12 protein-coding genes and 1 pseudogene are annotated in these 14516 nt (G+C 70.6%); 8 read left to right on the top strand and 5 right to left on the bottom strand.

The window, feature by feature from the left end; translation table 11 throughout:
* The first annotated feature begins 981 nt into the window (after positions 1-981).
* The 7 genes from SSMG_RS20845 (at position 982) to SSMG_RS20825 (ending at position 7522) form a co-directional block, all read left to right on the top strand.
* Positions 982-1191, top strand: coding sequence for a hypothetical protein (locus SSMG_RS20845; protein ID WP_009079173.1), 210 nt, complete (start codon positions 982-984; stop codon positions 1189-1191).
* A 52-nt stretch (positions 1192-1243) separates the two neighbouring features.
* Positions 1244-1411 carry a hypothetical protein gene (locus SSMG_RS45465; protein WP_158688057.1) on the top strand — a complete coding sequence of 56 codons (168 nt, stop codon included), beginning with the start codon at positions 1244-1246 and terminating at the stop codon, positions 1409-1411.
* A gap of 632 nt (positions 1412-2043) precedes the next feature.
* The gene (locus tag SSMG_RS47055) at positions 2044-2169 is read left to right on the top strand and encodes a hypothetical protein (protein WP_255409761.1); all 126 of its coding nucleotides are present in this window, start codon (positions 2044-2046) and stop codon (positions 2167-2169) included.
* Positions 2166-3035 carry an IclR family transcriptional regulator gene (locus SSMG_RS46265; protein WP_286156966.1) on the top strand — a complete coding sequence of 290 codons (870 nt, stop codon included), beginning with the start codon at positions 2166-2168 and terminating at the stop codon, positions 3033-3035. The genes SSMG_RS47055 and SSMG_RS46265 overlap by 4 nt, the downstream gene beginning before the upstream one ends.
* Positions 3036-3130: 95 nt before the next feature.
* Positions 3131-4747, top strand: a complete 1617-nt coding sequence (locus SSMG_RS20835; RefSeq protein WP_009079169.1) for a thiamine pyrophosphate-dependent enzyme — start codon at positions 3131-3133, stop codon at positions 4745-4747.
* Positions 4744-6204: an aldehyde dehydrogenase family protein gene (locus SSMG_RS20830; RefSeq protein ID WP_009079167.1), complete on the top strand. Its 1461-nt coding sequence runs from the start codon at positions 4744-4746 to the stop codon at positions 6202-6204. The genes SSMG_RS20835 and SSMG_RS20830 overlap by 4 nt, the downstream gene beginning before the upstream one ends.
* Positions 6205-6265: 61 nt before the next feature.
* Positions 6266-7522, top strand: a complete 1257-nt coding sequence (locus tag SSMG_RS20825; protein ID WP_009079165.1) for an aromatic acid/H+ symport family MFS transporter — start codon at positions 6266-6268, stop codon at positions 7520-7522.
* Position 7523: 1 nt separating this feature from the next.
* On the opposite strand, the gene SSMG_RS20820 is transcribed toward SSMG_RS20825, so the two are convergent.
* The 5 genes and pseudogenes from SSMG_RS20820 to mgtA all read right to left on the bottom strand — a co-directional run.
* Positions 7524-8684 (bottom strand): nitrate/sulfonate/bicarbonate ABC transporter ATP-binding protein, encoded by a 1161-nt coding sequence (locus SSMG_RS20820; RefSeq protein WP_286157059.1) that lies wholly within the window; start codon positions 8682-8684, stop codon positions 7524-7526.
* Positions 8685-8816: 132 nt separating this feature from the next.
* Positions 8817-10550, bottom strand: a complete 1734-nt coding sequence (locus SSMG_RS20815) for an ABC transporter permease subunit (protein WP_009079160.1) — start codon at positions 10548-10550, stop codon at positions 8817-8819.
* A gap of 3 nt (positions 10551-10553) precedes the next feature.
* A complete protein-coding gene (locus SSMG_RS20810) occupies positions 10554-11273 on the bottom strand; it encodes an MgtC/SapB family protein (RefSeq protein WP_009079158.1) in 720 nt (239 codons plus the stop codon).
* Positions 11274-11339: 66 nt separating this feature from the next.
* On the bottom strand, positions 11340-11855 hold the full coding sequence (locus SSMG_RS47695) for a cation transporting ATPase C-terminal domain-containing protein (RefSeq protein WP_353611800.1): 516 nt from the start codon (positions 11853-11855) through the stop codon (positions 11340-11342).
* Between the two features lie 13 nt (positions 11856-11868).
* Positions 11869-13908, bottom strand: a pseudogene (gene mgtA, locus SSMG_RS20805) (magnesium-translocating P-type ATPase); the annotation flags it as partial.
* A 260-nt stretch (positions 13909-14168) separates the two neighbouring features.
* Here mgtA and SSMG_RS20800 point away from each other — a divergent pair.
* Positions 14169-14516 carry a helix-turn-helix transcriptional regulator gene (locus tag SSMG_RS20800; RefSeq protein WP_037717622.1) on the top strand — a complete coding sequence of 116 codons (348 nt, stop codon included), beginning with the start codon at positions 14169-14171 and terminating at the stop codon, positions 14514-14516.

Here is a 14516-nt window from a genome sequence, read left to right as displayed (position 1 = left end):
CCGAGCCGAGGCGGGCAGGTCAGGGGCAGCCGTGGCCGGTCGTCGAGACCGAGCTGTTGTGCGAAGTTTCAGTGCTGCGTCGGCAGTATGCGCCGGCCTCCGGCTTCTCGCCACGCTCCGACACTGGCGCGTGGGCGACATCTCGTCACCTCGAAGTTTCTCGCCCTGCCCACCGGTCGGAAGCGAAAAGTTTGGCTGAACCAAACGGCCGGCTCGGCCCAGGTACGCGACCGCACCGTCCTGTGCGTAGCCGTGGCGCAGATGAGCAGCGTGCCGAAAGATCTCGGGTGGACGCACTTCGCCACGCGAATCATCTCCGCACTGCTTTCAGTGAAAGGTGCGTCGAGTCGTCCGGGTATCGGAAAGGTGCTGAGAACGGGATTCTGCGCATCCGGCGCGACCGCGCGGACAGCAGCATTCGCGCCAGTAGTTTTCCGTCGCCAGGGCGTTGGGCAGTCAGCTTCGGGGTCGCAACGCTGTCGACTGGTGCAGTGGCTTTGAGATGCCGTGTCGCTGAATTTGGTGTGGCGAGGTCGAACACGGCACCGGCGTCCCGCGAGCGCACTTGCCCGCAGCGTCTGTGAACAGCGAACCAAGGTCACGTGAGATATTCATCTTCTGCGGGAAGGCTGGTTCCCGATCACGGGAGGGCGGCTGGTGTCCGCTCGCTCTCAATCCGATAAAACGAGCAGCTTATAGTCCGTTTTCCGAGTTCGTCGCCGCGATTGCGACGATACCCCGTCCTTGTGGCGGCCCGGTTGAGCGTTGTTGACGTCTGCCGGGAAGGTTCGCAATGCTGACGCTCGACGGAAGCGGTCGGTTAGCGGAGAATCAGAGGCGGATTCCATGACGAGAGTTTCGCAAAGGGTTAGCGCGGTAATCGCTGGTATCGTCGCTGTCGCCGCCGCGCCGGCTGTCACAGGTCTGTCTGGAACGGCCAGCGCTGGGGACAGTCCGGGGGACCTGGCGAACATTCCGTGCATGCAGGAGTATTTCGACGCCGACCGCTGCGTCGACTGGGCGGCGAACAAACCCCTGACCGACGAGGTCATCGGGTGTCTGAAAGCCGCCGACATCGCTATCGGCACGGCAGTGGCAGGCGGTCTTATCGCCGGTTCGACGCTGAGGGCGATCCTCGGAGGGGCCAGTTCGGGCGCCGCGGGCGCTTGCCTTTCGAAGCTGACCAGCTGAGACCGAGGTAGGGTGCACCGGAAGTGCGGGGTTGCCGAGAGGAGGCGGAAAAGTGCGATTTGCCGTAGTGCTGATAGTGGTAGCGCTGGCAACCTATCTTGCCGGTTATCTCATCGATGGCTTCTGGTCTTATCTCGCGATGGCGCTCGTCGTGCTCATCGGCGTCGTCGCTCTGGGGCGAATGAAGTCCAGCCGTGCGAGCAACACACGTCATCGGTGAGCTTGTTCAGCCGCTGTTCGAGGGAATTGACGGCACGTCGTGCCCGGCGCTTCGCGCTGTCGACGTCGGTGGTGGACGCGCGGCTCGCGGGAGAGGTCGATGCTTCCTCGGGTCGGACGGCTGACGTCGGCGTGAATGCGAAGCGAGGGCGGGATCGCAGAGCGTGAACGGCCGGAAGGCGCCGAACGCGGCGGGCCTCTCTCGGCCAGGATCGCCACGAGGCTGCCCCGGGCGGAGTCGGCGTGCGAACGGATGACGAGCGGCGATGCCTGTCGCGGTCCCCGAAAGATCGCCTCGCGGTTGTCGCTGAGCCAGCAGTTGCGGGCGGAGCCGCTCCGGGCCTGACGGCCGCCGGCTTCCGGGATTCTTCGGGCTCGGTTCGAAGCCGAACACCTGGGCCAGGCACTTGAGGATCTGTCGATGACGTTACCGGCGACGGCGATGCGCGAGCGGCTGGGGTGCTGGTCAATCCGCTGATTGCCGCGTTGCTCGCGGTGGGGGCGGTGGTGCTGGCCCCTCGTCCTTGCTGATGGCGTACTCCTCGGCAGTGGTGGGGCCGGGGTTGCTTCTGGGGAACCGGCTCGTGGGCCGGGCGGCCGATCGGTCCGCGTCGTTGCGGGCGATCGTGGTCAATGGGGAAGATCGTGCTGGTGCTGGCGAGCGGCGGAGCAGGGTGGCTCGGGCCTGCGGCGGCGGTGCTCGGGGTCGCCGCGGGGACCGCGCCCGAGAGGCGGGCGGTGAAGCTGGCGACGGGGTGAGCGTCCAGTGTGGACGGTCCGGGGGAGGGCGGGTTGCCGTGTCGCCGGGACTGGCGGATGATGGGCGGCCAAGTCCCCGTCCCGTTCCACCGCAGCCCCGGAGGCACGCGATCGCCGGCAACGCCGCCGAACCCGGGCGCACGGTCCTGAGCCGCGCGTTCGCGGTGCTGGATTCCTTCCTGTCCGGCCGACCCGAGCAGACTCACGGCGAGATCACCCGGGCGACCGGGCTCGCGCCTGCCACGGTGCACCGGCTGCTCGCCGAACTGACCGGCTGGGGCGCGCTCGAGCGCACCGGCCGCGGCCGGTACCGCATCGGGCTCCGGCTGTGGCAGCTCGGGGCGCAGGCGCCGGGCGGGCGCGAGCTGCGGGACGTCGCGCTGCCGTTCCTGCAGGACCTGCTCCAGGTGACGCACGAGGTCGTCCACCTGGTCGTGCTCGACGGGGACCGCGCGCTGTACCTGGAAAAGCTCGAGGCGCACCCGGATGTCGTGGTGACGTCGCGGGTCGGGCTGCGGCTTCCGCTGCACGCGGCGGGGCCGGGCAAGGTGCTGCTCGCGCACGCGCCGCCGGACTGCCTCGAGAAGATCCTGGCCGGCGGGCTCGAGCGGCGCGCCAGCGGGACGATCACCGACCCGGCGCGGCTGCGGCAGGTGCTGGCGGAGGTCCGGCTGCAGGGATTCTGCATCTCCCGCGACGAGATGACCGAGGGCGCGTCGTCGGTCGCCGCCCCGGTGCGCGGGCCGGGCGACCAGGTCGTGGCCGCGATTTCCGTGGTCGTGCCCAGCAGCACGCCGAATCTTTCGCCGCTCGTGCCGGTGGTCCGGATGGCCGCGCTGGGGGTCACGCGCGCATTGCAAGGTTGAGGAACTTTTCCGCTGAGTGGAAGCGGGGCTGGGCGGCCCGGGACCGGGCCGGGAGACTCCGGACCGCCCGCTGCCGCACTGCCGAGGAGAAGTCCGTGAGCCCTGCCCCGACCGTTCGCGACGCCGCGTTCGACGTGCTGCGCCGGTTCGGCGCCACGACGGTGTTCGCCAATCCCGGGTCGACCGAGATCGCGCTGCTCACCGACCTCCCCGACGACCTCGAGTTCGTGCTGGCGCTGCACGAGGGTTCGGTGGTCGGCATGGCGACCGGCTGGGCGCTCGCCAACGACCGGCCCGCGGTCGCGATCCTGCACACCACCGCCGGGCTCGGGAACGCCGTCGGCGCGCTCGCGACCGCCCGGGTCAACCGCGCGCCGCTGGTCGTGCTCGTCGGGCAGCAGGACCGCCGGCACCTCGCGCTGGAGCCGTTCCTCACCGGCCACCGCCTCGACGACCTCGCCCGGCCGACGCCGGTGTGGATCGCGGAACCGCCGCGCCCGCAGGACGTTCCGGGTGCGCTGGCCCGTGCCTGGCACGAGGCGCGCGAGCACCGCGGCCCGGCGCTGGTGATCGTGCCGATGGACGACTGGTCCGAACCGGCGGACGTGGACGAGCCGCTGCCCGCCCCGGCCAAGCTGGTCCGCGCGCACGCCGCCGAGCCCGCGGTGCTGGCCGAACTGGCGGAATTCCTCGGTACCGCAAGCAATCCGGTGCTCGTGGCGGGCGCCGGGGCCGACGACGCCGAGTCGTGGCGGGGGCTGACTGCGCTAGCGGAGAAGCTCGCGTGCCCGGTGTGGCAGGAGGCGTTCGGCGCCCGCGCCGGATTCCCGCAGGACCACCCGCAGTTCGCCGGACACCTGCCGCCGGGCCGAGAAGGACTGCGGAAAGCGTTGTCCGGGCACGACGCGGTGCTCTCGGTCGGCGCGCCGGTTTTTCGCCAGTACCCGCGGGAACCGGGGCAGCTGACCGAACCCGGCACCCGCGTCGCCGTGGTCACCGACGACCCGAACGAAGCGCACCGCAGCCCGGTCGACCTCGCGGTGCTGGCGCGGCCCTCCGCGGTGTGCGGGCCGTTGGCGGAGCTGCTCCCGGCCCGGGAAGCACCCGCGGAAAAGATCGGCCGGACGGTCGAGCTGCCGGGCGCGCCGGCCGAAGGGGCGCCGCTGGGACCGGACCACGTGTTCGGTCTGCTCGCCCGCCAGCTGCCCAAGGACACGGTGCTGGTCGAGGAATCCCCGTCGAGCCGCCCGTTGCTGCACGCGTACGTCCCGGCGCGCGAGCCGCTCGGCTTCCTCAGCGCGGCCATGGGCGGGCTGGGCTTCGGCATCCCGGCGGCGATCGGGCTGCGGATGGGCGGACTGAAACGCCCGGTGGTAGCGGTGATCGGGGACGGCTCGTCGCTGTACTCGATCCAGTCGTTGTGGAGCGCCGCGCACTACGGCGCCGGCGTTCTGGTGCTCGTGCTGTCCAACGGCGGCTACGCGATCATGGACAAACTCGCCGTGCGGCACGGCGAACGCACGGCCGGGGGCGGAAAAGCGCCGTGGCCCGGGTTCGGCGAGGTCAGCGTGAGCGGGCTCGCGAAATCGCTCGGCTGCCCAGCACGGCGCGTCGAAACCTACGAGGAACTGGAGTCGGTGTTGAACGAGGTGCTGCCGTCGTTGGCCGCCCGCACGGAGCCGCTGGTGCTGGAAGTGGCGGTGACGGCATGACGTTGCTCGGAACCGGATGGCAGGGCCGGATCTACTCCGGCGGCTGGATCCCCGGCGCGGGCGGGGAATACGACGCGGTCGAACCAGCAACTGGAGCCACACTCGCCCAGGTGGGCGCGGCGGCTCCGGAGAATGTCGCCAAGGCGGCCGCGGCGGCCCAGGAAGCGCAGCGCGAGTGGGCCGCGCAGCCGTACGACGCGCGGGCGCGGGTATTGCGTCGCGCAGCGCGGCTTTTCGAGGACCACGGCGACGAGATCGACGAATGGCTCATCCGGGAATCCGGTGCTACGCGGGGATTCGCGCAATTCCAGACCCGTGCGGTCGCGGCCGAGGAATGCCACGAAGCGGCCGCGCTCGCGGCGCATCCGTACGGGGAACTGTTGCGTTCCAGCCAGCCTCGGCTGTCGATGGCGCGCCGGGTCCCGGCCGGGGTGGTCGGCGTGATCTCGCCGTTCAACGCGCCGGTGATCCTGTCCATCCGCGCGATCGCGCCCGCTTTGGCACTCGGCAACGCGGTGCTGGCGAAGCCCGACCCGCGCACGGCAGTGTGCGGCGGCGTCGTGCTGGCCCGGATCTTCGAGGAAGCCGGACTGCCGGAAGGGCTGTTCCACCTGCTGCCCGGCGGCGCGGACGTCGGCGCGGCGCTGGTCGAGGACCCGCTGGTGCGCGTCATCGCGTTCACCGGCTCGACGAACGCGGGCCGGAAAATCGCCGCGGCGGCGGGGGAACGGCTCAAGCGCGTGCACCTCGAACTCGGCGGCAACTCGGCGCTCGTCGTGCTGGCGGACGCGGACGTCGAACAGGCCGCGTCGGTCGGCGCGTTCGGGTCGTTCAACCACTCCGGGCAGATCTGCATGGCGACCGGACGGCACTTGGTCGCCGCTGAAATCGCCGACGATTACGCGGCCGCGCTCGCCGAGCACGCGGCCAAGCTGACCGTCGGCAACCCGGCGACCGGCGACGTCGCGCTCGGCCCGCTGATCGACGCGGGACAGCGCGACCGCGTGCACTCGGTCGTCACCGGCAGCGCCGAGGCCGGCGCGAAGATCGCCACCGGCGGCACCTACGAGGACCTGTTCTACCGCCCGACCGTCCTCACCGACGTCCCGCTCGCCGCGCCCGCGTACGCCCAGGAGGTGTTCGGCCCGGTCGCTCCGGTCGTGCCGTTCTCCACAGTGGACGAAGCAGTGCGCCTGGCCGGCGGTACCGAATACGGGCTCTCGCTGGGCATCCTGACCCGGGACGCCGCGCGGGGGCTGGCGCTGGCCGAGCGGATCCCGTCCGGTCTGGTGCACGTCAACGACCAGACGATCAACGACGAAGCCCTCGCCCCGTTCGGCGGGGTGGGGGATTCGGGCACCGGCTCCCGGCACGGCGGCGCGCAGGCCAACCTGGAGGCGTTCACCGAAACCCAGTGGGTCACCGTGCGCGGCGACCTTCCGCAGCACCCCTTCTGACCGCGGTATCCGGTTAACCGCAGTATCCGACCAGGTCCCCTCCGACGACGCAGGTGATGACATGACGGTCTCGACAGATCCCCGGGCGCGCCCCGCCCGCTGGGTGGCCCCGCTGTGCTGGACGGCGGTGGCGCTCGAAGGGTTCGACCTGGTGGTGCTGGGCGTCGTGCTGCCCGCGCTGCTCAAGGACAAAGCGTGGGGGCTCGACCCCAACACGGCGTCGCTGATTTCCGCGGTCGGGCTGCTCGGCGTGGCGGTCGGCGCGTTCGCGATCGGCCCGCTCAGCGACCTGCTCGGCCGCCGCGGCATGATGCTGCTGACCGTGACCAGCTTCTCGGTCTGCACGCTGCTCTGCGCGTTCGCCAACGGGCCGTGGCTGTTCGGCGTGCTGCGGTTCCTGGCCGGGCTCGGGCTCGGCGGCGTGCTGCCGACCGCGCTGGCGCTGATCACCGAGTACGCGAAGATCGGCCGCAGCGGCAGCGCGACCACCGTGCTGATGACCGGCTACCACGTCGGCGCGGTGCTCACCGCGCTGCTGGGAATCCTGGTGCTGCAACGGTTCGGCTGGCAGTGGATGTTCGTCATCGGGGCCGCGCCCGCGCTGGTCCTGGTGCCGCTCATGCTGAAATTCCTGCCCGAGTCGAAGGCGCTGGAACGGGCGAAGGAGGCCCGGCGGACCCGCAATCCGCTCGGCGTCCTGTTCCGGCACGGCTACGGCCGCGCCACGATCGCGTTCTGGGTGACGTCGTTCATGGGGCTGCTGCTGGTGTACGGCCTGAACACCTGGCTGCCGCAGATCATGCGCGCGGCGGGCTACGAACTCGGCGCGGCGCTGGCGCTGCTGCTGGTGCTGAACGTCGGCGCGGTCCTCGGTCTGCTGGTCGGCGGCCGGGTCGCGGACAAGATCGGCTACCGGCGTTCGAGCATCGGGTGGTTCGCGGCGGCCGCGGTGTTTTTGGCGTTGCTGAGCATCAAGCTGCCCGGGGCGAGTGTGTACGTCGGGGTGTTGCTGGCGGGGGTTTTCACGTTCAGTTCGCAGGTGCTGGTCTACGTGTACATCGCCCGCGTGTACCCCGCCGAGGCGCGCGGCGCCGGACTCGGCGCGGCGAGCGGGATCGGCCGGTTCGGCGCGATGTCCGGGCCGCTCGTGACCGGGCTGCTGCTGTCGGCGGGACTGGCGTATCCGTGGGGCTTCTACCTCTTCGCGGCGGTGGCGGTGATCGGGGCGCTCGCGATCGCGGTGGTGAACCGGGACCCGACGCCGGACGCCCCGGCGGACAGCCCGGCGCCGGACGCGGTTCCGGCGCCGGAAGGCTGACCTAGTCGGCGGTCGTCTGGGCGATCCGGTCGCTGTCGGTGTCGTAGTCGAAGAGTTCCGCGTACCGGCCCCAGTCGATCGCCGTGTCCAGCTGCTGCCGGGCGTCGGCGGCGGAGAAGCCCCGGCGCAGCAGGTCGAGGAAGAACTCCGCGCGCAGCGTGCCGTCCGAACTGGCGGTGAGCGCGTTGACGATGGTGCGCACCAGCGGCGCCCGGTCGCGGACCTGACCGGCGAAGATCTTCTTGCTGGTCTGGATGTCCGCGGTGGTGAAGGCGGTGCCGACCGGCGTCAGGTGCAGGTCGCCGCCCGCCACGAAGAGAAGGTCGAGCAGGGCGGCGGCGTCGACGAGCGGCAGCAGGTCGTCGACCTCGAAGCTCAGTTCGGCGGCGAGATCCGGCAGGTCCGCGTGGCCGCCGCGAGCGTGCACCAGCTCTACGAGACCGGCCAGCCCGCCGACCGACGCGTGCGGCAGCGGCCGGGCGGTGGGCGTGGCCTGCGCGGGTTCGACGGCCGCCGGGTCGCGTCCGGTCAGCAGGTCGTAGAGCCGCTCGACCAGCGCGGCGAACGCGGGGGATTTGCGGTCGCGCGGCCGGGCGAGGTCGACCTCCACTTCCGCGCGCAGGGTGCCGGGGTTGGCGCCGAGGACCAGCACCCGGTCCGCGAGCAGCACGGCCTCCTCGATGTTGTGCGTGACGATGCAGACCGCTTTAGTGGGGAAATCGGCGCGCTGCCACAGGCTCATCAGCTCGGTGCGCAGGTTCTCCGCGGTCAGCACGTCGAGCGCGGAGAAGGGCTCGTCCATCAGCAGCACGTCCGGTTCGAGCACGAGCGCGCGGGCGAAGCCGACCCGCTGCCGCATCCCGCCGGAAAGCTCCTTGGGATAAGCGGATTCGAACCCGTCGAGCCCGATCAGGTCGATCGCCTGCAGCGCACGCTCGCGGCGGGCTTTCGGCGGGATCCCGCGGGCGGCGAGGCCGAGTTCGACGTTGTCCTGCACCGTCAGCCACGGCATCAGCGCGAAGGTCTGGAACACCATGGCGGTGCCCGGATTGGCGCCGTCGAGTTCTTCGCCGCGGTAGCGCACGGTGCCGCGGGTCGGGCCGATCAGCCCGGCGATCGTGCGCAGCAGCGTCGATTTCCCGCTGCCGGACCGGCCGAGCAGCGCGACGATCTCGCCCGCGCGCAGGTCGAGGGTGATGTCGTCTTAGGACGCGCAGTTCGTCGCCAGCCGAACCGGGGAAGCTTTTGCTGACGTGGTCGACGGACACGAGGACTTCGGACATGAGGGCACCTTTCAGGACAGGGAGAACCGGCGTTCGGCGAGGCGGTACAGCCGCCGCCAGAAGAGCCGGTTGAGGCCGACGACGTACAGGCTCATCACCGCGACGCCGAGCAGGATCCGCCCGGAATCGCCGGTGCTGGTCGCGTCGGCGATGTACGCGCCGAGACCCGTCGCGGTGAGCGTGACCCCGTGGTAGGACACGATTTCCGCGACGATGGAGGCGTTCCACGCGCCGCCCGCAGCGGTGATGCCGCCGGTGACGTAGCTCGGGAAAACGGCGGGCAGCACGAGCCGCCGCCACCACAGCGCACGCGGCAGCCGCAGGTTCGCCGACGCCTCGCGCAGGTCGTGCGGGATGGCCGAGGCGCCCGCGATGACGTTGAAGAGGATGTACCACTGCGCGCCGAGGCTCATCAGCAGGATGCCGCCCCAGTCCAGCGAAATCCCGGTCGCCAGGAGCACCGCGGTGATCAGCGGGAACAGGAAGTTCGCCGGGAACGACGCGAGCACCTGCACGACCGGCTGGGCGAGCCGCGACACCCGCGGGTTCATCCCGATCCACACGCCGACCGGCACCCACACGAGCGTCCCGACGACGACCAGCGCGACGACTCGGGCGAACGTGATCAGGCCGAGCAGCAGCACGTGGCCGATCTCGCCGTACCCGGTGGTCTCGCCGATGAACAGCACCATGCGCACCGTGCCGTAGAGGATCAGCCCGAAGACCACGACGCTGAACACGATGTCCGCGGCCCGGCGGCGGGCGGGGGAGAAGCGCAGCGGGTACTCGGCGAGCCCGAAGACCGCCAGCGCGCGGTCGAGCGGGAAGACCAGTTTGCCGAGCACCCGGCCGAGCAGCGTCGGGATCCGCGAACGGCGCAGCAGGTCGAGCACCAGGCTGCGGGGTGCTTCGGCGGCTTCGGAGTTCTCGATGCGGAACCGCTCCGACCACGCCGTGAGCGGACGCCAGAACAGCACGTTCACGCCGACGACCAGGACCACCATCACGCCGACGGCCAGCAGCACCTTGCCGAGGTCGCCCTCTTCGGAGGCGGTCGCGACGTACGCGCCGATGCCGGGCAGCGCGAATTTCTGGTTGTTGACGCTGAGCGCTTCGGAGGCGGTGAGGAAGAACCAGCCGCCGCCGAAGCTCATCATGCCGTTCCAGACCAGCGGGATCATGCCGCTCGGCACGTCGACGCGCCAGAATCGCTGCCAGCGCGACAGCCGCAGCAGCCGGGACGCTTCGTCGAGGTCGCGCGGTTGCGAAACCAGCGAGTGGTGGAACGCGAACGTCATGTTCCACGCCTGGGAGGTGAAGATCGCGAAGATCGACGCGCATTCCAGGCCCAGCTGGGAACCGGGGAACAGCGCGATGAACCCGGTGATCGTCACCGACAGGAAGCCGAGCACCGGCACCGACTGGAGGATGTCGAGCGCGGGCAGCAGGATCTTCTCGGTGCGCCGCAGCCGGGCCGCCGCGGTCGCGTAGCAGAAGGTGAATCCGACCGACAGGACGAGCGCGACGAACATCCGCAGCAGCGAGCGTCCCGCGTAATAAGGAAGTTCGGCCGGGTCAGTGGACACTGTGGACGGTGCGGTCGCCGGGGTCCACGCCGTGGCGGCCCCGTGCGCGAGCCGCACGATCAGCCACAGCGCCGCGGCGGCGCCGAGGAACACCGCCACGTCGGCGATCGTGCGGCGGGGCCGGACGAGCGCGCCGCGGGTGGGGAAGGTGCGCAGCATGGTCTAGTTCTCGCTGTCCTGCTCGGAGTAGGTGAGTTCGGCCTGCCAGCGCACGCTGGTCACCGACGGTTCCATCGACAGCCGGCTCACCGCCGACTCCATCTGCTTGTCGTCGCGCTGGTCGGCGGACAGTTCGGCGCGCACCTGCACCTGCCCGTCGGTGTCGGTGTTGGTGCTGGTGACCGATTGGAGGGAGAAATCGGTGCGCGCCAAGGCTTGTACGAGCAGCGCGCGTACGTGTGCTTCGGAATCGTCCTTCGTCACCGCCAGGAAGGTGTACGACGTCGGGGTTTCGCGACCGGTCGCCGGACGCCGGTCGACGACCCGGCCGAGCGGACGCAGCGCGATGTTCACCGCCATGACGACGGCGGTGCCCGCGCCCGCGGCGGTGTACAGCCCGGCCCCGGCCAGCGCACCCACCGCCGCGGAACACCACAATGTCGCGGCGGTGTTGAGCCCGCGCACGGTCAGCCCTTCGCGCAGAATCACGCCCGCGCCGAGAAAACCGATTCCGGAAACAATTTGCGCGGCGACCCGGGTGGGGTCGGCGCTCGCTCCGCTGAAACCGTGCGCGGACAGCAGCACGAACAGCGTCGACCCGGCCGCGACCAGGGCATTCGTCCGCAGCCCCGCCATCCGGGCGCGGTATTGGCGTTCAAATCCGATCACCGTGCCGAGGCCCACTCCGGCGCCAAGGCGCAGCAACATCTCCGCAGTCGTCATCTGCGCTCCCACTGGTTGTCGCGAAAAGTTCAGAAATAGTTGGGAAAAAGGCTCAATAAAGGACGGTTACCACCACGTACGGTGGCGTGCCCAGCCGCGTTTCGCTACTTGGGCCGCCAGCGCGTAGCCGGCCAGCACGACCACCAGCCACAGCAGGTAGGTCGCGGGCAGGGCCTGCATCCGCAACGGTCCGGCGAGCGGCGACAGCGGCACGAGCAGACCGGCGAGCGCGGCGGCCGCGGCGGCCAGGACGACCGGGCGGCTGGCGCGCATGGGAGTGCCGCGGCCGCGCAGGACGAGCACGACCAGCAGCTGCGAGAGCAGCCCCTCGACGAACCAGCCGGTCTGGAACAGCAACGGGTCCGCTCCCGCCCCGAAGACGTGCCACAGCACGGCGAACGTCGCGAGGTCGAACAGCGACGACAGCGGGCCGAACACGAGCATGAAACCGGTCAGCCCGCGCGCGTCCCAGCGGCGCGGCTTGCCGAGGTACTCGTCGTCCACCCGGTCCCAGGCCAGCGCGAGCTGAGCCAGGTCGTAGAGCAGGTTCGACACCACGAGCTGGATCGGCAGGATGGGCATTTAACGGCAGGAACGCGCTGGCCGCGAGCACCGACAGCACGTTGCCGAAGTTGGACGCGGCGGTGATGTTGACGTACTTCAGCGTGTTGCCGAGCGTCCGCCGTCCTTCGGCCACGCCGCGGGCGAGCACGCCGAGGTCGCGTTCGAGCAGCACCAGGTCCGCCGCGTCCTTTGCCGCGTCGGTGGCGGTGTCCGGCGCGATCCCGACGTCGGCGGTGCGCAGCGCGGTGACGTCGTTGACGCCGTCGCCGACAAAGCCGACCGCGCGGCCGTTCTCGCGCAACGCCGTGACGACGCGGGCCTTGTGCGCTGGCGTGAGCTTCGCGAAGACGGTGGTGTCCTTGACGATTTCCCGCAATTCGGCGTCGCTGGCCGCTTCGACCTGACGGCCGAGCACGACTTCGCCGACCGGGATGCCCGCCGAATCCGCGACGCGCGCGGCGACGTGCCGGTTGTCCCCAGTGAGCACTTTCAGCGCGACGCCTTGCTCGCCAAGGGTTTTCACCGCGTTCACGACGCCGTCGCGGACCGGGTCGACGAATCCCACGAAACCGACGAGGATCATCTGGTTCTCGTCAGTTTCGTCAAATCCGTCGAGCCGGTTCTCGACTTCGCGGGCGGCCACGGCGAGCACTCGCATGCCGTGTTCGGCGTACGCGCGCACCAGTTCTTCCGCGCCGATCCGGGCCGCGTCGTCGAATTCGGTCACGACGCCGTCGCGGCGCGCGTGGCTGCAGCGCGGCAGAATCTCGTCCGGGTCGCCCTTGCTGATCAGCAGGTACTCGCTGCCGCGGCGGACCACGACGCTGGCCCGGCGGCGCGCGTGGTCGAAGCCGATCTCGGCGACGCCGGTGAACAGCGCGTCGGTGACCAGGTCGTCTTCGCCGTCGAAGAGGGTCTCGATGGCCTCGTCCAGCCGGTCGTGCCGGTCGGTCTGGAAACGCACGGCGAGGCCCGCGTACTCGGCTGCTTCGCCGTCCGGGCTGCCGGAGTAGTCGACGCTGTGCGCGTAGGCGATCCGGTCCTCGGTGAGCGTGCCGGTCTTGTCGACGCACAGCACGTCCATCGCGGCGAGGTCCTGAATGGCGTTGAGCCGCTTGACGATCACCTGCCGCCGGGACAGCGCGGCCGCGCCCCGGGCGAGGTTCGTGGTGACGATGACCGGCAGCATCTCCGGCGTGAGACCGACCGCGACGGCGACCGCGAACATCCCGGCTTGCGCCCAGTCGCCGGTGACCGTGCCGTTGACGACGAGCACGATCGGCACCATCACGAGCATGAACCGCACGAGCGTCCAGCCGACGCGGCGCACTCCGGCGTCGAAGCTGGATTCCGCGCGCGGCTCGGCGGATTGCTTGGCCAGCACGCCGAAGTAGGTGTCGCTGCCGGTCGCGGCGACGACCGCGGTGGCCGTCCCGCCGACCACCGACGTGCCCGCGAAGCCGAGCGCGGGCGTCTCGACGAGTTCGTGGTCCTCGTGCTTGCCGGGCTGGGGCGCACGCTTCGCGACCGGCAGCGCCTCGCCGGACAGCGCGGACTGGTCGACCACGAAGTCCTTGGCCGCGACAATCCGCACGTCCGCCGGAATCACGTCGCCGGGCCCGAGCAGCACGACGTCGCCGGGCACGAGGTCTGCCGTGGGCACCTCGCGCTCGCTGCCGGGAAACTCCGCCGCGGCGCGCCGACGCACGGTGACCGTGGTGGTGATCTGGTCGCGGACCGCGCTGATCGCACGCTCGGACCGGGACTGCTGCCAGTAGCGGAGACCGATGCTGAGCACGACCATCACGCCGACGGTCACCGCGCCGCGAATGTCCCCGACGCCGGCGAAGACCAGGCCGAGCGCGGTCAGCAACGCGACGAACGGGCTGCGCGCGGCGGTCCAGACGCGGACGGGCGCCTGGAGCGTGCTGCCGATGCGGTTCTCGCCGAACCGGCGCAGGCGTTCGGCCGCCTCGTTCTCGGTGAGGCCTTTGGGCGAGCTGCCGAGATTCCGGAAAAGGGTCAGCACCGGCGCGTCGCCGTGGGCGCGCAGGGCGGGAAAGCGGGTCATAGTCGTCCCCCTCGAGGTCAGCTGGGCGTCAGCGGACCGCGCGGGGCGCTCCCGGACCTACCTGGTTGCCCGGGTTCCCGCGCGGCCGTGCCGACTACTTCCTTCGCCGGTCACCCGGCTCACCTCCTCCGCAAGACTCATCGACCGGCGTCGCGCGCCGGCCGGGGACCAGTAGAGCGCAGATCACGGAAACAGTCAAACACTTGTGCAACTGATGGGGGCTAGGTCACGCTGGGGGCCCACCCGAGAGGATGTCCTTCGTGTCCACCCCGTCTCAACCCCCGCTGGAACCCCTCCCGGCCGACTTGCTGCAGGACGCCGCCGCGACGTTCGGCCTGCTGTCGGCGACCGTGCGGCTCCACCTGCTCTGGCTGCTGTCGCACGGGGAACGCGACGTCGGCACGCTCGCCGAGGAGACCGGCCAGACTGTGCCGACCGCGAGCCACCATCTGGGCAAACTGAAGCTCGCAGGACTGGTCCGCGCCCGCCGCGAGGGGAAGCGACAGGTCTACGTGCTGGACGATCCGCACGTGCGGCACATCGTCCAGCTGGCGGTGCAGCATCACCAGGAGCTGTCGGGCGACGTCCGGCGGAGCAAGGGCGCTTGA

The organism is Streptomyces sp. AA4 (assembly GCF_000158875.1).
Lineage (GTDB): Bacteria > Actinomycetota > Actinomycetes > Mycobacteriales > Pseudonocardiaceae > Amycolatopsis.
This window is presented reverse-complemented; position numbering and strand designations above follow the sequence as displayed.

Coding starts and splice junctions, on each gene's coding strand:
- SSMG_RS20845 (WP_009079173.1), top strand. CDS start 982: ATGCAGGAGTATTTCGACGCCGACCGCTGCGTCGACTGGGCGGCGAAC.
- SSMG_RS47055 (WP_255409761.1), top strand. CDS start 2,044: ATGGGGAAGATCGTGCTGGTGCTGGCGAGCGGCGGAGCAGGGTGGCTC.
- SSMG_RS20830 (WP_009079167.1), top strand. CDS start 4,744: ATGACGTTGCTCGGAACCGGATGGCAGGGCCGGATCTACTCCGGCGGC.
- SSMG_RS20825 (WP_009079165.1), top strand. CDS start 6,266: ATGACGGTCTCGACAGATCCCCGGGCGCGCCCCGCCCGCTGGGTGGCC.
- SSMG_RS20815 (WP_009079160.1), bottom strand. CDS start 10,550: ATGCTGCGCACCTTCCCCACCCGCGGCGCGCTCGTCCGGCCCCGCCGC.
- SSMG_RS20810 (WP_009079158.1), bottom strand. CDS start 11,273: ATGACGACTGCGGAGATGTTGCTGCGCCTTGGCGCCGGAGTGGGCCTC.
- SSMG_RS47695 (WP_353611800.1), bottom strand. CDS start 11,855: ATGCCCATCCTGCCGATCCAGCTCGTGGTGTCGAACCTGCTCTACGAC.